Raw genomic sequence first — 22,216 nt, 5'->3', positions numbered from 1 at the left:
ACGCCCAGAGTCAAGCCGCTTCTGCCTCCGCCTCGAAGTGCATTTGCGCCCGGTCCAGCAACCCGTCCGGGTCGCCGCCCCGGGAAGTGACCCAGTGCAGGACATCCGCGATGAGGTCGATGGCAGATTCCTCAAGGGTCTGAGCGGAGCGACTCTGCAGCAAAGGCGGTGCACCGACGTCGCCTCGGTATTTCGTCAGGGCCGCTTCAGCACGCTGCACCCGGCGGCACTTCAGCTCCGGGTCGGCCGACAGCTCACACCAGACAGCCTTCCCCGTCGCAGTCAGCAGCGTTCCCCAGTCGGCAGCCATGCCGGCAAGCAGATGCAGACCCCGCCCGCACTCGTCGTCGCAGGCCACCGTTCCGAGGACTGGCACGCGGTAACTCTTGTCATGGAGTTCGATCCGCAGCCGGTCCCCTACCGCCTCCAGGACCAGGGTGGCAGCAACACCTCTACCCACATGCTTGATCACGTTGGCTGCCAGCTCACTCACCGCCAGCTCAGCTTCTTCGGCGAAAGCCGGCAAGCGCCACTCCGCAAGCTGCCCCCTGACGGCTCTTCGCAGGTCCCGGACCGCTGCGGGCTCGGCCTCGAACGGCAGGACGCTGCGGAGTTGCGAACTGTTGTCGTGTCCGGACATGCACTCTCCTTCCGGCGCCACATCAGCCCTGCACCTGCCGTATCCAAACGACTGCGCTGAGTGGCCAGGTTTGCGAGTATGGCAGCAAGAAGTCTCTTGATGAAACTTCTCACGAGAATCGATCGGGTGAATCCAGATCTCGGCAACGGGTCTCAGACATAGCCTTGTTGGCGCCGGAGAGCCTCAGCGCACACGGAACGGAAGGCCACCCTCCATGTCCGTCAGGACCACAACACGACGTCGACAGCTCGGCGCGATGATGCGCAAGTTGCGCGCACGGAAAGGCATGACGCTGGAGGAAGCTGGACGGCTCGTCGGGATCTCAAAGGCCACGGTCAGCCGCTACGAGACCCAGGAAGGGCCAGTGAAATGGCCCATCGCGGACGCCCTCTGCCGACAGTACGACGCGACCGACGCGGAGCGGAATGCCGTGGTCGCCCTGGCGAAGGACGCAAAGCAGCAGGGTTGGTGGGGGCCGTACACCGACTCCATCCCCGCTGACATGAATCTCCTGCTGACGCTCGAAGACGAGGCAGTGCGCGAGGACCACTTCTCCGGCACTTACGTACCCGGCCTTCTGCAGACACGGAACTACAGCACAGCGATCCAATGTGCCAGCGAGATGCGTCTGGCGCCCGAGGAGATCCAGCGTCTCGTCGATATCCGCTTGAAGCGCCAGGAGATCCTGAGTCGGCCGAAGCCACCCCACCTGTGGGCGATCCTCGACGAGTCGGTGATCCGGCGCGTCGTCGGATCCCCCGAGAGCATGCGCGATCAGTTGAGTCACCTGCTGGAAGCCAACAACTCGCAACACATCACCCTGCAGGTCCTGCCGTTCTCCAAGGGCGCCCACGGCGCGGCCTTGGGAAGTTTCGTGATCCTCGGCGGGGTCGAGGCAAGCCTGGATGTCGTGTACGTCGACCTGCATGTCGGCCCGCTCTTCATGGAGACGGACGAAGAACTCGACCGATACAGACTTGCGTTCGACTACCTGCGTGCACAAGCGTTGGACATGGCCGCGTCGTCGGCCTTGATCGAGCGCGTTCGCAAGGAGATGTAATGCTTTCGGTTCCTCACTCCCCCGAGCCTCTCCGCTGGTTCAAGTCGTCATACAGCGGAGCGAACACCACCGAGTGCGTTGAGGCCGCCCACCTTCCACAGGCCACCGCGGTCCGCGATTCGAAGGCCCCTGACGGTCCGATGCTGACATTCGGCAATGCATCATGGGAGGGGTTCCTCACTGCCATACAGCACCAGCAGCTCGGCGCGTGATAGGCCACCTCCTGTGTGAGGGGTGGCGTCCGCGATGCCTCGCAGTCAGGGCCGCCACCGGCAGACTGCCCGGGACCCAGCTCTCTCCAGGCCACGAGGAGGTGTACTCATGACGAATCAGCCTTCCGCCGGCTCCCAGTGGCGGAAGAGCAGTCGCAGCGGCGGCAGCAGCACGGAGTGCGTCGAGGTCGCGGACCTGCAATCGGCGGTTGGCGTTCGGGACTCCAAGCAACCTCGCGGGCCGCACATAGCCGTACGTCGCGACACATGGGCACGGTTCGTTGCCTCTCTGCGCACCCAGTAGGTCAGCCTCGATCGAGCGTGGCAGCCGCCGTCAGCGGAGGTCGAGGCTTCGGCGCGCCCTGGCGATCACGTGTTGTACCTCCGCTCCGAACAGGGCCGATCCACTCAGGGACTGCCACACCCGCTGGTACGTGGCAATGGTGTCCGCGTCGTCGAGCCACAGTTCGGCATGCCAGTCCTCGGTGATCACGAGGCGGCCGTCGAAGCTCCAGAAGCCATGGAGTGACGGACATCCGGTGCCGCCGCTGCCTGTGCCGTTGAACCGCAGCCTGCGTGCCATCTCGACCTCCCTCTCGCCGGCAGTGCCTCCGGATCACAGGTTCTCCGCAGTCTTCCGTGAATGTCGGTTGGATACTCTCCCGGTATGAAGATCACGATGGGTGCTCTTGCGGCCGGGGTGGGACTCGGGGCGGCCACCTCGCTCATCAACGCGCTTTCCTCCCCGTACGGGGAGCTCGGCGCCCCTCTTGCGGGCACCGTTTGGGCCAGTGCTGCCAAGGTGCTCAGCCTGCTGATGGACGCAGGCTGGTCCTGGGCCGCGCTGGCGGTGGCGGTGGGCTGGCTGGCCGGGACACCGGTCCGAGGCGCGCTGGTCGGGGCCCTGGCGCTGATCGCTGCCACGGGGGCGTACTACGTGACGGACGCCTTCGCCTCGGGGGCCGGCACGGAGATGGTCAGGTGGTGGGTGGCGGGACTGCCGCTCGGGCTGGTCCTGGGCGCGGTGGGTGCAGCCATCCGGCGGCCTGGATTGATCGGCTTGCTTGCGGCGTTGACGGTTCCGGTGGGTGCTGCCGTGCAGATGGTCGTGCTACCGCCCCGACCGCACCTCACCTTGACCCCGGCAATTGTTCTCGCCGAGGTCATCGTCTGGACGGCCGCTGTGTTCAGTGCCGGCTGGGTTGTCTACCGTTTCTGGGCGGCGAGGCGTACAGCCGTGGCCGGATAGCGGAACCACCAGGGATGCCCCGTTCTCGTCAACGGCGAGCCGGCGGCCGTCTCTCTCAAGATTTCCCCCGTGGACTCAGCCGGCGAGCGGGAACATCCGGCTGAGACGCGGCAGCCGACGCGACGCTTCGTCCGCGTTGCGTATGTCCCACGCCTCGCCGCTCGGTTCGGGGTTGCAGGGGAGGTCCAGGCCCTCGGCCTCCAGTGCCTTCTCAAGTCCTTCCTCCTCGCCCGTCAGCATGTCGAAGGCCTCGGCCGCGACGTAGTCCAGTGACTCCCACTCGGGCCACTCGTCGTCCGACCAGTCCTGCAGGGGGCGTCCGGCCAGCGCGCGCAGCTTCGGGGACTCCGCCAACGAATCCGGATCGGCCACCGCCCTCTCGTACGTCTCTCGGCCGAGGCCGAGCACCCAGAACTGGAAGTACCAGAAACTGTCGTCGGAGCACGATCCTCCGTGGATCTGCTCGGCGGCGACCCACATCTCCCACGTGTCGATCCGCCGTCGCACCTGGTGCAGGCACGACTGGAACTGCACGATCTCTGCCAGTGACCGCTGCTTGAGTTGCTCACGCAGTGCCTCCAGCCGCTGGTCCGGGTCGCCGGTCTGCTGCTGAGAGCCCTCCATCAGGGCCCAGAAGGAGTTCTCATCCATGGGCCGCACTATGGCAGTCGGGTCGGACAGTCCTACTGCCGCGCGGGCAGGGCCGTCGACGTCCCGTTGATTCTCGCGATCCGCTCCCGCCACGGGACGCGGTCGGGCTCCGGTGCGCGGGCGCCGTAGAAGGTCGCGTGTGCTGTGGACCGGCGGCACGGTGCGCATTCCGTCTCGTCGGCCAGGGGGCGGAAGACGTGTTTCTCGCCCGGGCCCTCGCACTCCAGCAGCTCACGGACGGGCGCGGGCTCGTACGGCGGGAGCGGGGCCTGGGGCTCGGGAAGTTTCTGGATGAGGCGGTAGCGCAGGAAGCCGACCGCCGAGCGCACGCCGTCCTGCGGGCGTTCGGCGAGTAAGGCCTGGCGCAGGTCGGACTCGCTCAGGCCGCGCTCCAGCCACTTGACCGCTTCCACAGCCAGTGCGCGGGCCTCCCGTACGCCCAGGTGCAATTCGCGGCGGGAGTGGCGCAGGGAGAGCAGGACCCGTTCCGCCCGGGCGAGTTGGGGGGAGTCGGCCGACTCCGCCGTCGGCTCGGGATCCGGGTCCGTCGCCGGCTCGGCTTCGGAGGGTGGGTGGGGAGTGGTCTTATCACTGTGGTCTTCTACCGGTTCATAGCCACCGGCCGACCGGGCAGTCGGTTCGCCGACGGTCGGCAACTGCGTACTCGGCAGCGGCGGGGCGGCGGGCACGGCCCCTCGCAGGTGTTTCGCCTGCTCACTCGTCAGAGGGTTGTTCGCGACCAGCTGCTCAGTGATCCAGCGGCCCCCGCTGCCCTGGCTCCGCCACTCGTGGACGTACCCGTGCTCGACCAGCTGTTGCTTCGCCTTCTGGTACGCGCGGCCCTTGATGCCCAGCTTCTGGGCGAGTTCGCTCAGGGACTTGTCCGTGGCGTCCTCGGGAAGACCCTGGACGTACACGAGCAGGACTTTCGCGTCACTGTTCAGACGCGGATGGCGGACGACATCGTGCGATGCCTTCGTATAGCGCGCGGACGGCGCGATAGCATGACGCAGCATTTCCGGTGGCCTCTGGTTCCACTGGTGATGAAGGCCCTCGGTTGGTGTTGACGCACCGCCGGGGGCCGCTCCATGTGCACGGAGGCGCACAGAGCGTGATGGTTTCGTCACCGTACCGCATCGCCTCCATCTCCCACCATGCGAACGGGATTTCACACCATCAGGCGAGCCAGATCGAGCTGTGCCGGTGGTTCGCCGGTGGTACGTCCACCATGTCTGCGGCTTCGCACGCGAGTTCTCCGGTGGTGGTGTTCACCAGGCGCCGAATGGTCCCCGCCTGCGCGCGGAGGCGTTGGCGGGATCGGCGTTCCGCCAGGGCGGAATCCCGTGAGACCCCGCGGTCGCGGTTGTGGCGGGGGAAGCAGTAGACGTCCACGCGGCGGCGGACCCATTGCGGCCGGGGCCTGCGCCCCTCGCTCGCCGCTTCGGTGAGGCTTCGGGTGCTGTATCGGAGAGCGGTTTGGACCACGGAGTGCCAAGGGCTGCTCACTCGGTCGTCGTGGGTCTTCCTGGTCTGCGAAGGGGGAAGGTGATGAGCGGTGCGTGCCACGGGGCTCCGTCGGTAGCAACCAGCGGGGACGGCTCTCCTGGCGGGCTACCGGGAAGGGCAGCCGCCGGGAGGGGCGACCGCTGTCGGCAGCGCGGAATGTCGGCAGACTCTCGGCGCGATGTCGGCCGGCAGGTACAGACTTGTGCGCATGACTGAGCTTCTCGCATCATCCGATGACGGTCGACCCATTACCGCTCTCGATGACGGTCGCGGGCCGAACCTCCTGGTGGTCCACCCGGGCGGCGGAGACGCGACGACCTGGGACGGCGTCACCCGCCAACTGGCCGACGACTTCCGTGTCGTCAGGATCAACCGACGGGTCTACGCTCCCGGGGCGGACATCGCACTGCCCCATTCGATGGCCGTCGAGGCAGCCGACATCGTCGCCGTCGCGGAACTCCTCAAGCCCCCCGTGCTTCTCGTGGGGCATTCCTCCGGTGCCGTCGCGGCGATGGAAGCCGCGTTGCTCGCACCGTCGGCGTTCGCCGGACTTTTCCTCTACGAACCTCCCATGCCCACCCGGGAGTTGGTGGCCGGAGAGGCGGGAGTCCGTGCCCGTGCCGCGCTCGACGCGGGCGACCCGGTCGGGGCGATGCGCATCCACATGCGTGACATCGTCCGCATGCCCGCAGGCGTGGTCGACGCGATGTTCGCCGACCAGCGGGTGCGAGCGGCACTCTCCGCCCACGCGGAGGCGCTGATCGCCGATGACGAGGCGATCGACGCGCTCGGCGTCGGTATCGATCGCTTCGCGACGCTCGGAATGCCGACGACCCTGGTCGAGGGAGACCTCAGTCCCGCCCACTTGCGCGAGCGCCTGGCCGACCTGGCGGCAACCCTGCCGAACGCGCGGATCGTCACACTCGCCGGCCAGGGACACGTCGCCCACCTCACCGCTCCTGACGCCCTGGCCGACGCGGTCCGGGAGATGGCGGAACAGGTTCTCCACGCATGAGGCGTCCGGGCCGCTCCGTCAGCCGCCTTGCCTGCCTCTGACCGGCAGAGCGACTCCGGATGTCAGAGCCTGGCACTACCCTCGCCGCATGTCAGGAGCGGACGAATCTCGCGGACCGCACCGGAGACTGCGGAACGGTCAACCCCGTACATCTGGGCCGGCGCGGCGTGGGGCAGGCCGAGGCGTAGGTCACCGCGCCTGTTCCTCCCGGGGTTACCGCCGATCGGAGTCCTGCCATGGGAACGGGGCGAGGTCGGGCTCGACCCAGCCAGTCCTCGCCTGTGAGTCGGCCAGCGTCGCCGGACGGTAGAAGCGGGTCAGAAGGCGCTTGTCGAGCAGGACGGGGTGGTGGTCGGCGAACGCGGTGAAGTCGTCGTCGCCGTGTTCGGCCGCGTGGTGGCCTACCAGTTCCACCCAGGCTCGGCTGACGGTCGCGTGGTACTTCTGGGGTGCGCCCGCGTAGCGGGCGGTGCGCTGGATGCCGTCGCTGACCAGACCGACCGCCGCAGGCGTACCGAACCGCCGCACGGCCAGCCACGTCAGATGTACGTGCTCCCGGTGGCCGAACTTCCCTGCGGTCGCGGTTACTTCGGCCATCAGTGCGTCGAAGTCGGCGGGCTGGGTGGTCATGAGGACACCTCGGTCAGGGCCTGCAGGGCGGCGCGAAGGCAGGCGATCGCGTCGGCCGGCAGGCCGTGGAGTGCGCGGTGCTCCAGGTCGGTGATGGCCTGGCGGATCGTGGCGGCGGCCACGCGGCCGGAGGCGGTGAGTTCGATGAGCACCGCACGGCGGTCTCCCGGGCGGGTGCCGCGGGTGATGTGGCCTCGCCGTTCCAGGCGGTCCAGCACGCTGGTCAGCGTGGTGGGGCGGGTGCCCACGGCCACGCCGAGCTCGGACACAGTCCGACCCCGGCCGTCGGCAAGATTGGCCAGCGCGTTGATCTCGGAGGGGGTCAGGTCCAGGTCGACGAGCTCCGCGGCGAGTACTTGCAGGGTGGCGTGGGTGGCCCGCTGCAGTGCGAGCAGGGCCGACCACTCGGATGGCACGGATTCGGACTTCACGATTTCGAACTATACGATTTCGTATAACCTGCTGCAAGTCAGCCCCAACCGCAGTCGGGCGCCGGCCGCGTGCTGGTGGGCGCGGGCGATCGTCGAGTCCACCGAGACCTCCCTGGTGATCAGGCCCTTCGCGTCGGCCTGGGCCTGGAGTTGCCCGAAGATGCGGTGCCAGGTGCCGTTGCGCTGCCGGCGCCGGAACAGCCCGTACACCGTCTCCCACCGCCCATGGCGTTCCGGCAGGTCCCGCCACCGGATGCCGGTGCGCGTGCGGAACCGCATGCCGTTGATCAGCTGCCGCTTGCTGTGCACCGACGGCCGGCCGGGCTTGACGCCCTTCGGCAACAACGTTTCCAGCACCGCCCACCGGGCGTCTGTCAGATCCCCCCGAGCCAGGAGAGTTGATCACCGCAAGACCTTGATCCACTTGTGAAACAGGTCATGGATAGCGGCTACTGGCTCAGTTCGGGGTAGTAGGTCAGCTGGTACGGCGACAGCTGGAAGACGGCCAACTGGCCCCCGCCCCGGCAGATGGGGCAGACGCGTTGCCCGCCGCACTGGCGGCAGTTACTGCGCCCATGGGGCTCGCTGGGCACCCAGCCGCGTCCACCGCAGCCGTGGCAGGCGCCGAGGCCGTCGCACTCGTAGCAGAGCACGTAGCCGGGCGTGAGGGTCTCGGGCGTCCGGACCGGCTCCGGCCACTGGAACTCCTGCGGCTCGCGCAGGGCCAGGGCGGGGGTCTGCCCGCTGTAGAGCACGGCCGAGTTGTGGTCGCCCGTGCGGACTTCGATGCGGGTGCCGTCGGGGCGGCGGGCGGTGAGGACGTACGTGCGTTTCGTGCCGTCGATCTCCTCCTGAGGCCCCGCGATGTCCCAGTCGGCCGGGCTGAGCAGTCCGGCCGCCCGGGAGGCGACGTCGGCAGCGCCGACCCCTTCGGGGCGTTCCCCACGGAACACGGCCGAGTAGCTGTAGCGCAGAGGCTCGTGCCAGTCGGCGACGTTCGGCTCGTCGAGGAAGAGGAGGCCGAGGTCGGCGCCGGGGGTCAGTTCGTCGATCAGCTCGACGAACTGCGCACGCAGGGCACGCCCGAGCCGGTCCAACTCCTCACGCGCACCTGGCATTTCACCCACTGGAGCCCCCCGCTCTCGCTTGGTCACGGGCATCCTATGCGGGTGAGAACGGTGAGAACACAGGCAGAGGCCCGTACCCAGCTGCTACGGCACTTCACGGAGACGCTCCGCGCGCTGCCCCCGGAACTGTCGCTGGCGCTAACGACCTCGCCCACGATTGGCAGTGGGAGAAGGAGCGGCGTCTGGGGCCTTCGAATCCAAGGCGGAGGAGGGAGTCGACGCGGAGCGTCGGCGACTGACGACAACGCCGGAGGCGGAGGTCCCCGACACCGCGACGCCGCTGACAATCGCGGGCGAGGTCGTAAGGCATCCGGACCTGCCCCACGCGGGCCTGCACCGCGGGGTTGTCCTGCCCGAGGACCTGAACCATCCCGATGACGGCTGGGCGACCTTCGACATCCGGTACTGGGTCCTGGGAACCACGCCGGACACCCCCGACCGGTATTTCGACCTGGTGACGGGGGTGTGGCGCGAGTGGGGCTGGGCGACGAGGGACGGAGGGGCTGCTCGTACGCGCACGGGTTGGGCGGACACCCCCGACGGCTACGGCCTCGCCCTCACGCGGAGTGTGAACGGCTACCTGAGCATGGCCGGCTCGACACCGCTGTTCCTGCGGGACTCGGTGGTGGGGGAGCCGATGCCGACGCGGATCGCTTGGCGGGACGGGGAGGCGGTCTCCTCCTTGTAGTCACGCTCGCAGAGTGAGTGGTGTGCATCGTTACGTGGCGGGTCACGGGCCTGGTGTGCGTCGGTGTCGGTGTGCTCACGCTGGTTGTGGGCGGATGACTTCGGTGTAGATCGTCGGTCAGCGGGCGACTTCTCGGTTCGTCAGGACCAACAGGGCCCGCACCGGCGCGGTCGCCCCCTTCGGGTCGGGCTGTGACCAGCACTTTCGAAACACACTAGGGCATGTGGTACTTGCCGCTGCTGTCCTGCAACCATGTCCCCCGTGTGGGGTCGATGTCGATGTTGGTCCCGTGCAGCTTGCACGCCGCCTCGACCGGGGCGAGGAACTTGCTTTCGAAGTCCGCCTGGGTGACCGCCCCCGCGTTGATGGCGGCCGTCATGTAATTGAAGGCGTTCTCGAGCTCGGCGGAGCGGGGCGTGGTGTTGCCCTTGGCGTCCTTGTTCAGGTCGAGGCCGTCCCCCGGGTCGTCGGTCCTGTCCTCGGGCCGGGGGCCGACGCGGAAGTTGGTCGGCATGTTCTTCAGTGCCTTGTCGACGTCGGACGTGCCGAACGCTTTCGGGGCGAGTGGTGCCAGCGTGTTGCTGATCTGCTGCTCCTGAGCGGGGGTCAGCACAGCGAGGAACGGCTGGAAGAGCGACTTGGGAATGATGTGGTGCAGCGTATCGACCAGTGGACCGCTGGAGTGCGCCGTCTTCACGGCGGCCAGCTCGTTGCTCGTCGACCCGAGCTTCCAGTCCTTCTTCTTGGCGCGCTGCACGACACCGACACCGACGGCCCCGCCGGAGTCGGCCGGGCTGCACCCGGGGCCGTGTTCGTGGCGGCTTCGCTTGATCATGGCTGTGACCGCGGCGTTCCCGAGGCTGCGCTGCAGGGCGAGCAGCGCCCCCGGCGGCTGCGGTCCGGCGCTCACCGCCACCGCTCCGCCTCGCTCGCCGCTCCGCCGTGACCGCGCTGCCTGAGCGTGAGCGAACTCCGCCTCCAGCGAGGACTGTGCGCGCATATGTCCCTCCTCCTGGCCGGTCTCCATGCTCACAACAGCGGCCCGCCTCTGAAAAGCGCCCCCGGGGCAGACCCGGGGCAGCACCACTACGCGCTCGGGGCAGAACCGCATCTCCCAGCGGGCACGTCGGCAACAAACGCCTCCCCGAGGCGGGACGCCGGTCACTCGATACGCTCGCGCCGGACGGGATCCTCATCGACGTGAGAGGCACCGGTCCCGACCGGGCTGCCGCCCGGGAGCAGGCCCACCTCCACGGTCTGCGGTTCGTCCAATTCGGCTTCAACCCTTCCGGTGCCGATCTGGAGAGCATCGCCGACCTGGTGGAACGAGGCAGCCTCCACCTCGCCGTCGATCAGGTGCTGCCGCTGGAAGCCGCGGCCAAGGCCCATGAGCTCAGCGAGACCAACCGGGTGCAAGGAAAGATCGTTCTGACTCCTCAGAGCTGTCGGAAGGGGCGGGCGACGCGGATCGATTTGACTTGCCACTACGTATCGCGAAAGCTAGATGCGTTCCTGTAGAGAGCATGGAGAGGCAGACCGGTGGATCCGCTGGCCGTACACAAGGCGCTCGCCAACCCCGCGCGCCTGCAGTTCATGCAGTGGCTCAAGGAGCCGGAGAAGTACTTCGACGAGGACTCCTACCGGCAGCAGGGGCTCGGCTTCCACATCGGCGTGTGCGTCGGCGACATCCAAAAGCGTGCCGGGCTGGCACAGTCGGTGGTGTCCGGCTACTTGCAGACCTTGAAGGACGCGGGGCTGCTCACCTCGGAGCGCATCGGCAAGTGGACGTACTACCGACGCAACGAAACGGTGATCGCCGAGTTCGCCGCGCACGTCCGCGACGAGCTGTAGCCCACCTGTAGCCCACTCGATTTCCGTACACCCGCCCTGTTCGACAACTCAATGCATCTACTTTTCTAGATTTGATGAAGGGTCGCCATGAGAAAGACCTCCCTCACCGTCCTGGTGCTCGCCCTGGGCGTGTTCGGGATCATCACCACCGAGATGGGCATGGTCGGCGTACTCCCCCAGGTCTCGGCCGAGCTCGGTGTCACTCCGTCCGCCGCGGGATGGCTCGTCGGCGTCTTTGCCCTGGTCATCGCCGTGTCCGGGCCGTTCACAACGCTGCTCGCCTCCGGCATCGACCGCAAGAAGGTGCTCGCCGCCGCAATCGCGGTGTTCGCCGTCTCCAATGCCGTCTACGCGCTCACCACGCAATACGAGGTGATGCTGGCCTTCCGCGTCGTTCCCGCCCTCTTCCATCCGGTGTTCTTCGCGGTCGCGCTCGCGACCGCCGCACGGCTGGCGCCCGCCGGAGACGCGACCCGGGCCACGACGACCGTGTTCGGCGGAGTCACCGTCGGCTTCGCCTTCGGTGTGCCGCTGACCTCGTACCTCGCCGAGCATGTGTCCCTGGCGTCGGCGTTCTGGTTCGGCGCGCTCGTCAACCTGATCGCCTTCCTCGGCATCCTGCGGTTCGTACCGTCGATGCCTGTCGGGCAACGGGCATCCTACGGTGCCCAGTTGAGCGTTCTCAAGCGGTCCCGGATGTGGCTGACCATCACGTCGGTCGTCTTCGTCTTCGCGGCGATGTTCTCGGTCTACGGCTACTTCGCCGAGTACCTCGGCCAGGTCACGCACATGGACGGCACCTGGGTCAGCGCCATGCTGATGGCGTTCGGCGTCATCATGATCCTCGGGAATTTCGTCTTCGGTGGGCTGTTGCGGCGCAACCTGATTCGTACGGTGGTCGCCTACCCCGTCCTGTGTCTGCTCGTCTACGTGCTCCTGTACGCCGTCGGCCCGCTGTTCGCGCCGATGGTGTTGGCCGTACTGGTCTGGGGGGCCGTGCACTCGGGCGGGCTCATCGTGAGCCAGAGCTGGCTGGGGAGGGACGCCGTCGACGCGCCCGAGTTCGGCAACAGCCTCTTCATCTCGTTCTCGAACCTCGGCATCACCATCGGAACCGCGGTCGGGGGCTGGGTCCTGGCCGAGTACGGTGCCCGTCAACTCGCTTGGGCGGGGGCGGGATTCGCCGTTGCCGCGCTGATCGTCATAGCTCTGCGGCTGGGCCTGGACGGTGTCGGAGGCCGACAGGCGGCGCTCACCGATCCGGACGTAGGGACGCTCGGAGAGGTTCGATTCTGAGACAGCCGGGCCACCACCCCGGCCGGGGCGATCCAGCGCACGACAGCGCCCCCCGTGCTCGTGACTGCGGAGCACGGGGGCACCGGTGTATCAGTGCTGCCGTGCCTTACGGCGGCGGATCACCAGGAGGCCGCCGGCCGCGACGAGCGCGGCGCCGGCGGCCGAGGCGGACGTGCCGCTTGGGGGCGCCGCCGGAACACCGACCTCCCCAGACCTCAGCATCGGGGACCCATGCCCCGCCTACAATTCGGTCCACGAAGACGGTTGCAACGACCCCGGCGAACGGGTCGATTCCTCATATGTTGCGAGGTAGCTTTGCCGGAATGTGAATTCTGCAGCATCGGAGCAGGGGAAGCCGCGGCAGAATCGGTTTACGAGGATGCCGAGAATCTGGCGTTCTTCCCGCTCCGTCCGGCAGCCGTCGGGCACACGCTGGTCATTCCGAAATCCCATTACACCGATTTCTTCGACCTGCCGGGACCACCCCTGGCCAGCCTCATGCAAGCGGTTTCGACTGTGGGGGCCGGACTGCGCACGACCTTGCGGCCGGACGGAATGAACGTCATCAGTTCTGCCGGGGCAGCAGCTTCGCAGACCATTTTTCACGCGCATGTACACCTGGTGCCGCGCTGGCGCGATGACCGTTTCGGCGGCATCTGGCCGTCCAACGGGGCCACGGTCGGCAAGGAGATCGCCGACCGGCTGCGCCGGGAGCTCAGGACGTCAGGGCCCTGACCACTCCCCATCCGATGAACACCACATCGATCAACGCGAGCATTCCGTAGAAGTTGACCACCGTGTACGAACGAACGACCTCAAACCATGGCACCGCCGAGTGGTACGGCTGGACGTTCATCGAAAAGAGTTCGACACCGGTTCCCGGCCTGCGAACGTCGTCGTAGAGCCTCCTGAACAACCTCTCCTGACGCAGAAAAAAGCTGTCGAGCAGCCAGAACCCTACGATCGGTATCAGCCCGGCCGACGCCAGCGGCCAGCCCGGACGGCCCACCAGAACACCGAAGAAGACCCCGGCCACTGTCAGCGTCCATCCTTTGATCAGGAAGGATCCGTTGCTCAAGCGGGAGATTATCGCCTGGATGAATTCAAGATGCTTGATCACTTCAGGCGTGACGGTGGCGGTGGGGGCTGAGGCCGGCGAAGTCATGACATCTCCGTCTGGTCGCAAGCGGGTGCGCTTGCCTCCTGGCCGGCAAGTCCCGCTGGAGCCTACCCACGGACGCCCTCGTAGTGAACGTGGAGATCACGATTCGTCCGGACGGTACGCCAACAGGACTGTCGACCGCTGGGGTTGGCAGCCTTTCGACCTGGGCATGTCACTCGCGGGGCACATCGCCCACCAGGCGTAACAGGGGCATACGGGAGGGGCTTCGGCGTGCAGGGGCATCAGGAGCCGTCGCTGACGGCCAACGGTTTCGAACGGTTCTCGCTGTCGAGGGAATTCGAGCCGGACCTCATCGACACCTGGCTCGGAGAGTTGAAGGAGGAGTTCGCCGACCTCCCGCCGGACCCCTACGGAGATCCTCTGCTGCACCGCTACCGTCGGCACTCCTGCGCGGTGCTTCTTCCCTGGGAGAAGAAGCTGCACTGGGTGCCCAAGGTCAGCGACGCCCGCCTGGGCGAAGTCACCCACTACTTCCAGGGTGGCTACAACCCGGAGCACAAGGGGATGGATCGGTTCTTTCCCGCGATCTCCGCACGAGCGGAGTCCAATCCCCTGCTGGAGAGGATCGTTCTGTTCGACTTCGCCCAGACCTGGTGGAGCGAGCGGGAGCGGAATCTGCCCATGCACGTGGGCGTGCACTTCATCAAACTCTCCGTCGAGGACGGCGACGGGACGGCCGTTTCTTCGCCGAACTTCCTGCATCAGGACGGCGAGCCCTTCCACTTCGCCCACCTCATCTACAAACGGAACGCCATCGGCGGAACGAACTACGTCGCAGATGTGGTCTGCTCGGGCAACGGCCCCGGTGAAGTGTCCCCCGATCTACTGAAGGCGTCCTTCGACCTGGAGGAGGCGCTGGAGTCCTACGGCATCCATGACGAGCGGGTCAGCCACCACGTCGACCCCATCCGTCGAGGCAACGAATCATGCCCGGGTGAACGTGCTGTGGTGCTGGTCGACATCACCCCCATGGTCAAGGCCGTATGAGGTCTCAACAGGGCCGAAAGCAAGGCTCTGTGAGTCCTCGTCCGACCACTACAATCGCGCCCACCACCGTCTGAGCTGCGCGGTGGGGTGTCAGGGACTCCGCGTCCCTCACGGGGGCAATCCGGATGTGAGAGCCATGTCGATCGATTACCTGTTCAGTACGTATCACGCACCGCCGGACGATTTCGTCGACCGGACGCGGGAAGTCAGCAGGCTCCTCACCTACGTCGAGTCGGGCTGCAGAGTGTGCACGGTGCACGGACTCGGCGGTGTGGGCAAGAGCGCGCTGGCCTTCCGACTCGCGCACACCGGGGCCAAGACGCCGAGGCGGACCATCTGGGTATCGCTGACGAACGCGCCGTCCGTGGACGAACTGCTGCATGGAATTCTCTCGCTGTTCCCCGACAGGGACACCCGGTCGGACGGGACGCCCACCGAGCAGCTCATCGCGTGTCTGACCAGCGAGTCTTGCTTCGTCGTCCTGGACAATCTTGAGGTGCTGCTCGACTCCGAGCGGTTCTCCAACGAGTTCCGTCCGGCCTATGAGGAGTACGGCACCCTGCTGAGCCGCCTGGCCTCGGAACCACACCGGTCGACCGTGCTGATCACCTCGCGCGAGAATCCCTCCTTTCTGCGGGAGCGAAGCACAACGGTGCGCACCCTCCACCTCCAGGGTCTGCCGAAGGTCCCCGCCCGGACGCTGCTGGCCCGCCGAGGTCTGCGCGGAGATGTGCGACTGCGCGGGGAGCTGGTCAGCAAGTACGACGGAAACCCGCTGGCGATCCAGCTCGCCTCCGATCTCATCCTGGACATACACGACGGGAGCATCGCCCGGTTCGTCGAGTCGGGCGAGTTCGTCTTCGGGGAGCTGGAGGGGCTGTTCCATCAGCACTTCGAGCGGCTGACGAGCGAAGAACGCATGGTGCTGTTCCGCCTCGCGGCGGCCCGCAGGCCGCTCACGGTCCGTGAGATCTCCGCCGATTCACGTGCCGGATCAGGCACGGCAGGAACCTTGTTGCAACGGCTGCGGCGCAGGTCGCTGATCCAGGAGAGCGACGGCAGCTTCTACCTCCAGTACATGATTCAGGAGTTTGTCACCGCCCGGTTGAACCTGGATTGCGTCGAGGAAGTCCACACCGGCAGGCCCGATGTCCTGTGCCGGTTCGCCCTGGTGGACGCCGGGGCCCCGGAACACGTACGCGAGGCGCAGCGCCGGTTTCTGTCCGGGCCGATGATGAACATGCTGCAGGACCGGCTCGGCTCGGCCATCCAGGTCGCGCCGCGTCTGCTGGCCCTGCTGGATGCTTCCCGGATCGGCACCGACGCGTACGGCACCTTCCTCGCCGCGAATGCCTTGTCCATCCACCACGCCTGGACCAGCGACCTGTCCGGACTCGACCTGTCCCGGCTCGTGCTGCGCCGGCTGGACCTGTCGGGGCTGCGCCTCTCCCGTGCCGATGCGCGTCAGACGGAGTTCTCCGGCTGCCGGTTTCCCGGCGTCTACCACTACGTCTTCGCGCTTGAATTCTCCCCCGAGGGGAAGGTCGCGGCAATCGGGCAGAGCGGCGGTTCCGTGATCCTGGTCAACGTGCCGGACGGGACCAGGCTGCGTACCCTGCCCTGGCAGGCGGACTGGATCAGAGCAGTCGCCTACTCACCGGACGGCGGCAGGCTCGCTTGTGCCGACGAGCGCGGCCGACTGCGGGTCTGGGATCTGACGACGAATCTGCCCACCGACTTCGCCGGTCACGACCGGCAGACCCGCAGTGTCGTCTTCTCCGCCGACGGACGCACCCTGTTCAGTGCCGGGGAAGACCGGCGCATCCTCGCCTGGTCCGTGGCCCCGAGAGAGGCGGAACCGCGCGTCCTGTGCCGGATGGACGCGGAGATCTGGAGCCTGCACAGCGCACCGACCGCACCTCTGCTCGCGGCGGCCTGCGACGAGGCATGCCTGCGCGTCTGGGACACGAGCACCGGCGAGGAAGTCCTGTTGACGGGCGGCGAGCGGGTGGCCGGCCGATGTGTGAAGTTCTCCACCGATGGCAGGCACGTCTTCGTCGGCTGCGACGACGGAGTCATCCGGGTGTGGAGCATGGAGAGCCGCGGTCTTGTCGCCGAGTTGCCGGGGCATACCTCGTCGGTATGGGCGTTGGCCGTGACCAGGACACCATCGGGCGACGTACTCATCACCGGCAGCCACGACGAGACCATTCGCGTATGGAGCATCGCGGACCCTTCCGCAGCCCGCTGCGAACGCGTGATCAGCAGCCTCAACGGGCCGGTTTGGCCCGTTGCCGCCGACAGTGACGGCCAGTACTTCGCCAGCGTCGGGCGGAACTCCACCATTCGCTTCTGGGACACCGCCACCGCCGAGTGCCTGGAGGTTCTGTCGGGCAGCTCCGGCACGCTGCTCGGTGTGGCCTCCTCACCGGACGGCCGCCTGATCGCCTCCGGAGGCCATGATCAGCTCGCCCGTGTCTGGAATCCGGACACGGGCGAGTGTCTGGCAGAGCTGCGCGGCCACACCGCGGGCATCCGCGCCCTGGCGTTCCACCCGGAGGGCGAGTTGCTGGCAACCGCGGGCGAGGACTGGGACGTTCGCCTGTGGGACCTGACGACCAACCAGCTCTCCGCGGTACTGACAGGATCGCGCAACTGGCTGTGGACGGTCGTGTTCGAACCGAACGGTCACAGCGTCGCGGCCGCGGGAGCCGACGCGATCATCAGGATCTGGGACGTCCAGGGGCGTGGGGGCATGCAGACCCTGGCCGGTCACGAGGCTCGCGTGCGTGCCGTCCAGTACACGAGTGACGGACGGCGCATGGTCTCGGTCGGTGAGGACGGGCAGACCAGACTCTGGCAGATCGCGGCTGGTGAGTCGGAACTGCTCGGCACCGTCGAAGGCCATGTCACCAGCGTCTGTGTCCTCGACGACCGCACGTGCGTCACGGGTGGCAGTGATGGAATCCTGCGGCTTTGGGACCTGGAGTCCCGCACGCTGCGAGGCCAGACGAGGGGCCATGACGGCGCGATCCTCTCGCTTCTGTCCCCGCCCGGCGGCACCACGTTTCTGAGCGCCGGCCAGGACGGCTATCTGCGCAGCTGGACATCGGAGGGACTGCGCTTACGGGGTGTCTCGGCCGCCCCCAGCGGCACTATTCGCTCGACCGCATGGCATGCCGATGGAACACGCATCGCGGCCGTCGGCAGCGATGAAGCCATTCGCAGCTACGTGCACCCGGAACTCGGCGAAGCCGAGGCCATGCGGGTGGCCCGGCAGTTCGAGGGATTCGACATCAGTGGCTGCCGAGGCATCACCCCCGCCGAGCTGAGTTCGCTGACGGCCCTGGGAGCGATCGAGTCGCCCTCGTCAACCTCCTCGGTGGTCCCGCAGCGCGTCTCCGTTCCGCCTCCGACTCCCGAGCCGCAGTCCTCGCCCCTGCCGTCCTCCACGCGCCGCGCCAGGATGTTCATCTCCTACTCGCACCGCGACGACGAACTGCGTTCGCAACTGGAGAAGCACCTCAGTCTGTTGCGCTGGCGCGGACTCCTCGACTCCTGGTCGGACCGGCAGATCCGGGTGGGAGAGGAGTGGAGCGGGGCGATCGACGACAATCTGGAGTCGGCCGACATCATCCTCCTTCTCGTCAGCGCCGACTTCCTGGCCTCCGACTTCTGCCGGGACATCGAGATGCGCCGGGCCATGGAACGCCACCACGAAGGAACCGCTCGCGTGGTTCCCGTGCTGCTCAGGGCCTGTGACTGGCACGGGTTCCCCTTCGGCGCGCTTCAGGCGCTGCCGCGCGACTGCAGGCCGGTCACCGCATGGCCGAATCCGGATGCGGCCTTCACCGACGTCGCGGTATGGCTGCGTACCGCGCTGGAAGACATTGTGCAATCGCCCCGCGAACACGGGACAACCACGGAACGGACCGAGTCTTGACCCTCGACTTCTCGCACCTTCAGGGAGCGCCCAGCACCCTGCTCCTGATCGACCCGGCGGAAGTTCCCAGCAGCCTGCGGCCACGCCTGGACTCCCTGGTGCGTCCGGTATGGCGACCGGACGGAGACGCCGCAGGAGACGGGTTCGACATTCTGGTCACCGCCAATCGTGACCTCGGCGGAGCCACGCTGGAGAAGCTCCCGAACCTGCGCCTCATCGTCACCACGGGCACCGCCTATGACTACGTCGACATCGCGTACTGCGAGGCGAACGACATCACGGTGTGCAACACACCGGGCTACACAGGGTCCTCGGTGGCCGAGCACGCCGTCGCGCTCTATCTGGCCGCCAACCGCCACCTCACCGCGCTCGATCAAGCGGTGCGCACCGGAGCCGCCACCTCTGGGTATCTGTCCCTCGAAGTCGAGGCGAAGACCGCCGGTGTCATCGGCGCAGGCGACATCGGCACGCGCATCTGCGCGATCGCCCAGGGTCTCGGAATGCGCGTCCAGTTCGCCAACCGGAGCACCAGGACGATCCAGGGCGCCACGCAGGTCGGGCAGGAGGAGCTGCTCAAAACCGCCGACGTGGTGTTCCTGTGTCTGCCACTGACGCCGGAAAGCCACCATCTGCTGAACCGGCGGACGTTCGCCCTGATGAAGCCTACGGCGTACGTCGTCAACATCTCCTCGGACGAACTCATCGATCCGCAGGCACTGGCGGACGCTCTGCACAACGGCACCATCGCCGGAGCGGGCCTCGATGTCATCGGCTCGCCGGCCCCCTACACCGGGCTGCCCAACACCGTACTGACACCGGCCCACGGCTGGTACACCGCCGAGAGTGTGCACCGGCGAGCGGATACATGGATCGGCACGATCGAAAGTGCGCTGGCGGGCCGACCGGCCCACCGGATCGTCTGACTGGGGGATTGGAATGAGCGTTTCGCCTGCGGAACTACTGCGTCTGCACCGTGAGCTGGACGGCACCTCGCGCACGAACAAGGCAGGCCGGTTCCTGTCCGGCTGGCAGACCACGCACCCGTACGCGGGCCGGTATCTCAACGGCACGCATGTGGTGGCGCAGGATCCCGGAACGCTCCAGAACTACAACTTCCTCTCCGATTCCACCTCCTTGACCGACGCCATCACGGGGTTTCACGCCAAGGCGGACGACGTCGCCTACGAACGGGACGCCGTCTATGTGTCCAGCGGGTCGAGCCCCCTTCTGCTGGGCTTCTTCCTCGCGCTGAAGGAGATGGGGGTGGAGGAGGTCTGCTACGTACCTCCCGTCTACTACTCCTGCTACTACTTCTGCGATTCCCTCGGCATCCCCATGCGCCAAGTCAGTGCCGACCTCCTGCACAGTGAGACCGCCGAGCTCGACCTTCCGGAGCGTAGGTCCGCTCTCGTGCTCTGCGACCCGATCTGGGTCTTCGGCACCACGGTGCACGAGCGGCAGATAGAGAAGATCGCGCAGTGGCAGCGCCGCACGGGCTCGTTGGTGCTGGTCGACGGAACGTTCCAGTACACGCGTTGGGACCGGTCCTCACGTGCCGAGCCGACATCCCGTCTGGATCGGGATCTCACGTTCCGCCTCGTGTCTCCGACCAAGAGTCTGGCCGTACACGGGACACGGTTCGCCTATCTGCTGCTGCCGCCGGAACTCCGGGAAACGGTCCGCTACGCATGCGCGAACATCACCGGGGCGACCAGTGCGGCCAACGAACACTTCGCGCGCCGGATCATGGAGGTACTCGACTCGGACGAGTCGAACGACGCGCTGGTGCGACACATCCAGGCGGAACGGGACCGGCTGCTCGACAGCGGCGTCATACGTGCGGAAGCCGGGCTGCCGGAGGCGGGCTACTACACCTTCGCAGTGCTGGACGACGCGTCGATGAAGGACGCCATCGTCATGGACCAGCGCTTCTTCGGACTTGACCGCTTCGACAACCACGTTCGTGTCAATCTGCTCTATCCCGGCTGGTCGCAACCCTGAGCCCTGTTCCGCTGTCTGTCCCGTCGTGAAGTCCTAGTGTGGGCGTCCCAGGACCCGACCGTTGGGGAATGCCGCATGGGAACGATACATACCGACGACGCGCAGGGCGGTGAGCGCGAGGATCTGCTCGCGCTCGTTGCCGATCAGCGCACCAACTTTCTCTATACCGTCGCGGGCGTCGGCGATGAGCAGGCAAGCATCGCCACCACCGTCAGCGAGCTGACGCTCGGCGGCCTGCTCAAGCATCTCGGCGAAGTACAACGGACGTGGCTCGCGGTGGTCGACGGTACGGCGCCGGGCAAGGTCGACTGGGCCGATCTCGACCCCGACGGCACCCGGATGACCAAGGGCGAGACCCTGGCCGGGCTGCTCGACGCCTTCCACGCGGCGGCAGCGGAGTTCGATCGCACGGTCCGGCAGGAGCCCGACCTCGACCGCCTCGTGACTCTCCCGCAGTACCCGTGGTCGCCGCCGGAACCGATCACCTGGACCGTCCGCCACGTACTGTTGCATGTTTTCCGGGAGATCGCGCACCACAGTGGGCACGCGGACATCGTCCGCGAGGCGCTCGACGGTGCCAGCACTACGGCTCGCATGGTTGAGGCCGCCTCGCGCGGCGACGATGTGTCCGGCGACGGCTGACGGCAGGTGACCGGGGGCGGAAGGGAGCTGGAGGTGGGGGCTGGAGCGGGCCGGCCCCAGTGAAGCATGTGCGGCCAAACGAGTGCCGATCAGTCCGTCTCCAGTACACGCGGCAGGGAGTTTCAGGAGACTGGCAGTCAGTGCTGAAGGTGGCCCTTGACAGTTCGCACCGAAGGTCGATTTCCGGCCACAACACAACGCCCCGTACGCTGCAACACATCGGTCACCATCGGTCGGCCGCTAGAGAAGGGCGACAACATGACCTCCGAGACCAACACACTCGACACCATCGACGCCACAACTACCTTGTTGCAGGCGGAACTTCCACGTCTGGAACAGCACCAGCAAACCCTGGAAAAGGAGCTCGCGACCGTCACCGAGCGTCTGGAATCGGTGCGGACCGCACTGACGGCCCTGCGCTCGCTGTCCACCTCCCCTGTCTCCCCCTCGAACACGGAGGCGCAGGAGGTCGAGGCAGAGGACGTCAAGGCGGAAGCCGAGGACGTCAAGGCCGAGGCGGAGACCGAGAGCGTTGCCGCTCCCAAGATTCCGCAGCAGGCTCAGTATTCCATTGACTCCGCCACCCCGGCGGAGGTCTCGCAGGAGCCGACAGCGGCCGCCCCCGCACGCCGCACCGCCCGGAAGACTTCTGCACCCAAGGGCCGCAAGCAGGCTCCCGCCAAGCCGAAGAGCGAGCGCGAGCCGGCCAAGAAGGCCGTCGCCACCAAGGCCGCCAAGCCCGCAAAGGCCACCGCGCCCGCGAAGGACGCCAAGCCCGCAAAGGCCAGGGCACCGAAGAAGGCAGCGCCTGCCGCGCCTGCCGCGCCTGCCGTCGACGACAGCGGCAGCCTCACCGAGATGGCCATGAAGGTGCTGTCCACGTTCGGCGACACACCTGTCCGTGCCCGTGAGGTCACGAAGGCCCTGGGGCGTGAGCTCACCCCCAACAGCATCAACACCGTACGCAGCACCCTCGACCGCCTCGTCGGCACCTCCCGGGCGCACCGCGCCGGCCGAGGCCTGTACCAGGCGCCCGCCAACTGACGTTTCCCGCAAGGGAATTCGTTCAGACGCCCCCGTCGCGGCCCGATGGCCGTAGCGGGG

General features: G+C 67.2%; 25 protein-coding genes and 1 pseudogene. 16 read left to right on the top strand and 10 right to left on the bottom strand.

The genetic code is table 11. The features are described 5' to 3' along the window. Window positions 1-10 precede the first annotated feature (10 nt). Window positions 11-640, bottom strand: a complete 630-nt coding sequence (locus OG609_RS26000; RefSeq protein ID WP_327275029.1) for an ATP-binding protein — start codon at window positions 638-640, stop codon at window positions 11-13. A 214-nt stretch (window positions 641-854) separates the two neighbouring features. On the opposite strand from OG609_RS26000, the gene OG609_RS25995 reads away from it, so the two are divergent. Genes OG609_RS25995 through OG609_RS25985 form a run of 3 tightly spaced genes read left to right on the top strand, consistent with a single transcriptional unit; the run spans window position 855 to window position 2,216 of the window. Beyond that, on the top strand, window positions 855-1,700 hold the full coding sequence (locus OG609_RS25995) for a helix-turn-helix domain-containing protein (RefSeq protein ID WP_327275028.1): 846 nt from the start codon (window positions 855-857) through the stop codon (window positions 1,698-1,700). Beyond that, the gene (locus OG609_RS25990) at window positions 1,700-1,912 is read left to right on the top strand and encodes a DUF397 domain-containing protein (RefSeq protein WP_327275027.1); all 213 of its coding nucleotides are present in this window, start codon (window positions 1,700-1,702) and stop codon (window positions 1,910-1,912) included. The genes OG609_RS25995 and OG609_RS25990 overlap by 1 nt, the downstream gene beginning before the upstream one ends. Window positions 1,913-1,946: 34 nt before the next feature. After that, window positions 1,947-2,216, top strand: a complete 270-nt coding sequence (locus OG609_RS25985) for a DUF397 domain-containing protein (RefSeq protein ID WP_327275026.1) — start codon at window positions 1,947-1,949, stop codon at window positions 2,214-2,216. A 30-nt stretch (window positions 2,217-2,246) separates the two neighbouring features. Here OG609_RS25985 and OG609_RS25980 read toward each other — a convergent pair. Next, a pseudogene (locus tag OG609_RS25980) lies at window positions 2,247-2,435 on the bottom strand (transcriptional regulator); the annotation flags it as partial. 144 nt (window positions 2,436-2,579) lie between these two features. Here OG609_RS25980 and OG609_RS25975 point away from each other — a divergent pair. After that, window positions 2,580-3,161 (top strand): hypothetical protein, encoded by a 582-nt coding sequence (locus OG609_RS25975; RefSeq protein ID WP_327275025.1) that lies wholly within the window; start codon window positions 2,580-2,582, stop codon window positions 3,159-3,161. Window positions 3,162-3,236: 75 nt separating this feature from the next. On the opposite strand, the gene OG609_RS25970 is transcribed toward OG609_RS25975, so the two are convergent. Together OG609_RS25970 and OG609_RS25965 are read right to left on the bottom strand one after the other, a co-directional pair. Beyond that, the gene (locus OG609_RS25970) at window positions 3,237-3,812 is read right to left on the bottom strand and encodes a DUF4240 domain-containing protein (protein ID WP_327275024.1); all 576 of its coding nucleotides are present in this window, start codon (window positions 3,810-3,812) and stop codon (window positions 3,237-3,239) included. 32 nt (window positions 3,813-3,844) lie between these two features. Further along, on the bottom strand, window positions 3,845-4,828 hold the full coding sequence (locus OG609_RS25965; RefSeq protein WP_327275023.1) for a hypothetical protein: 984 nt from the start codon (window positions 4,826-4,828) through the stop codon (window positions 3,845-3,847). A gap of 698 nt (window positions 4,829-5,526) precedes the next feature. Here OG609_RS25965 and OG609_RS25960 point away from each other — a divergent pair. Next, window positions 5,527-6,333: an alpha/beta fold hydrolase gene (locus OG609_RS25960; RefSeq protein ID WP_327275022.1), complete on the top strand. Its 807-nt coding sequence runs from the start codon at window positions 5,527-5,529 to the stop codon at window positions 6,331-6,333. 213 nt (window positions 6,334-6,546) lie between these two features. Here the strand turns inward: OG609_RS25960 and OG609_RS25955 are convergent, their stop codons facing one another. From OG609_RS25955 to OG609_RS25940, 4 genes are all read right to left on the bottom strand, one after another. Then, on the bottom strand, window positions 6,547-6,963 hold the full coding sequence (locus OG609_RS25955; protein ID WP_327275021.1) for a hypothetical protein: 417 nt from the start codon (window positions 6,961-6,963) through the stop codon (window positions 6,547-6,549). Continuing rightward, complete coding sequence (locus OG609_RS25950) at window positions 6,960-7,394, bottom strand: MarR family winged helix-turn-helix transcriptional regulator (protein ID WP_327275020.1); 435 nt, start codon at window positions 7,392-7,394, stop codon at window positions 6,960-6,962. The genes OG609_RS25955 and OG609_RS25950 overlap by 4 nt, the downstream gene beginning before the upstream one ends. 9 nt (window positions 7,395-7,403) lie before the next feature. Then, entirely contained in the window at window positions 7,404-7,772 is a 369-nt protein-coding gene (locus OG609_RS25945) for a transposase (protein WP_327278188.1), read from the bottom strand. A 71-nt stretch (window positions 7,773-7,843) separates the two neighbouring features. Next, entirely contained in the window at window positions 7,844-8,512 is a 669-nt protein-coding gene (locus OG609_RS25940) for a hypothetical protein (RefSeq protein ID WP_327275019.1), read from the bottom strand. Between the two features lie 172 nt (window positions 8,513-8,684). Between OG609_RS25940 and OG609_RS25935 the strand changes: the two genes are divergently transcribed. Continuing rightward, window positions 8,685-9,209 (top strand): hypothetical protein, encoded by a 525-nt coding sequence (locus tag OG609_RS25935; protein WP_327275018.1) that lies wholly within the window; start codon window positions 8,685-8,687, stop codon window positions 9,207-9,209. A gap of 214 nt (window positions 9,210-9,423) precedes the next feature. Here OG609_RS25935 and OG609_RS25930 read toward each other — a convergent pair whose 3' ends face one another. Next, window positions 9,424-10,209, bottom strand: a complete 786-nt coding sequence (locus tag OG609_RS25930; RefSeq protein ID WP_327278417.1) for a hypothetical protein — start codon at window positions 10,207-10,209, stop codon at window positions 9,424-9,426. Between OG609_RS25930 and OG609_RS25925 the strand changes: the two genes are divergently transcribed. The 4 genes from OG609_RS25925 (at window position 10,152) to OG609_RS25910 (ending at window position 13,091) form a co-directional block, all read left to right on the top strand. After that, window positions 10,152-10,727 (top strand): zinc-binding dehydrogenase, encoded by a 576-nt coding sequence (locus OG609_RS25925; RefSeq protein WP_327275017.1) that lies wholly within the window; start codon window positions 10,152-10,154, stop codon window positions 10,725-10,727. The genes OG609_RS25930 and OG609_RS25925 overlap by 58 nt on opposite strands. Before the next feature lie 21 nt (window positions 10,728-10,748). Then, window positions 10,749-11,060 carry an ArsR/SmtB family transcription factor gene (locus OG609_RS25920; protein ID WP_385648768.1) on the top strand — a complete coding sequence of 104 codons (312 nt, stop codon included), beginning with the start codon at window positions 10,749-10,751 and terminating at the stop codon, window positions 11,058-11,060. An 87-nt stretch (window positions 11,061-11,147) separates the two neighbouring features. Further along, on the top strand, window positions 11,148-12,356 hold the full coding sequence (locus OG609_RS25915; protein ID WP_327275016.1) for an MFS transporter: 1,209 nt from the start codon (window positions 11,148-11,150) through the stop codon (window positions 12,354-12,356). Between the two features lie 315 nt (window positions 12,357-12,671). Beyond that, a complete protein-coding gene (locus OG609_RS25910; RefSeq protein ID WP_327275015.1) occupies window positions 12,672-13,091 on the top strand; it encodes an HIT family protein in 420 nt (139 codons plus the stop codon). Here OG609_RS25910 and OG609_RS25905 read toward each other — a convergent pair. Further along, a complete protein-coding gene (locus OG609_RS25905) occupies window positions 13,072-13,521 on the bottom strand; it encodes a hypothetical protein (protein ID WP_327275014.1) in 450 nt (149 codons plus the stop codon). The two genes, OG609_RS25910 and OG609_RS25905, sit on opposite strands and share 20 nt — an antisense overlap. A gap of 228 nt (window positions 13,522-13,749) precedes the next feature. Between OG609_RS25905 and OG609_RS25900 the strand changes: the two genes are divergently transcribed. The 6 genes from OG609_RS25900 (at window position 13,750) to OG609_RS25875 (ending at window position 22,156) form a co-directional block, all read left to right on the top strand. Next, window positions 13,750-14,526, top strand: a complete 777-nt coding sequence (locus OG609_RS25900; RefSeq protein WP_327275013.1) for a 2OG-Fe dioxygenase family protein — start codon at window positions 13,750-13,752, stop codon at window positions 14,524-14,526. Window positions 14,527-14,662: 136 nt separating this feature from the next. Beyond that, window positions 14,663-18,469, top strand: a complete 3,807-nt coding sequence (locus OG609_RS25895) for a TIR domain-containing protein (RefSeq protein ID WP_327275012.1) — start codon at window positions 14,663-14,665, stop codon at window positions 18,467-18,469. Continuing rightward, the gene (locus OG609_RS25890) at window positions 18,466-19,392 is read left to right on the top strand and encodes a 2-hydroxyacid dehydrogenase (protein ID WP_327275011.1); all 927 of its coding nucleotides are present in this window, start codon (window positions 18,466-18,468) and stop codon (window positions 19,390-19,392) included. The genes OG609_RS25895 and OG609_RS25890 overlap by 4 nt, the downstream gene beginning before the upstream one ends. 13 nt (window positions 19,393-19,405) lie before the next feature. After that, entirely contained in the window at window positions 19,406-20,470 is a 1,065-nt protein-coding gene (locus tag OG609_RS25885) for a pyridoxal phosphate-dependent aminotransferase (protein WP_327275010.1), read from the top strand. A 75-nt stretch (window positions 20,471-20,545) separates the two neighbouring features. Continuing rightward, window positions 20,546-21,112 carry a DinB family protein gene (locus OG609_RS25880; protein ID WP_327275009.1) on the top strand — a complete coding sequence of 189 codons (567 nt, stop codon included), beginning with the start codon at window positions 20,546-20,548 and terminating at the stop codon, window positions 21,110-21,112. 258 nt (window positions 21,113-21,370) lie between these two features. After that, entirely contained in the window at window positions 21,371-22,156 is a 786-nt protein-coding gene (locus tag OG609_RS25875; protein WP_327275008.1) for a hypothetical protein, read from the top strand. Window positions 22,157-22,216: the final 60 nt, after the last annotated feature.

Source organism: Streptomyces sp. NBC_01224 (assembly GCF_036002945.1).
Classification (GTDB): Bacteria; Actinomycetota; Actinomycetes; order Streptomycetales; family Streptomycetaceae; genus Streptomyces.
This window is presented reverse-complemented; position numbering and strand designations above follow the sequence as displayed.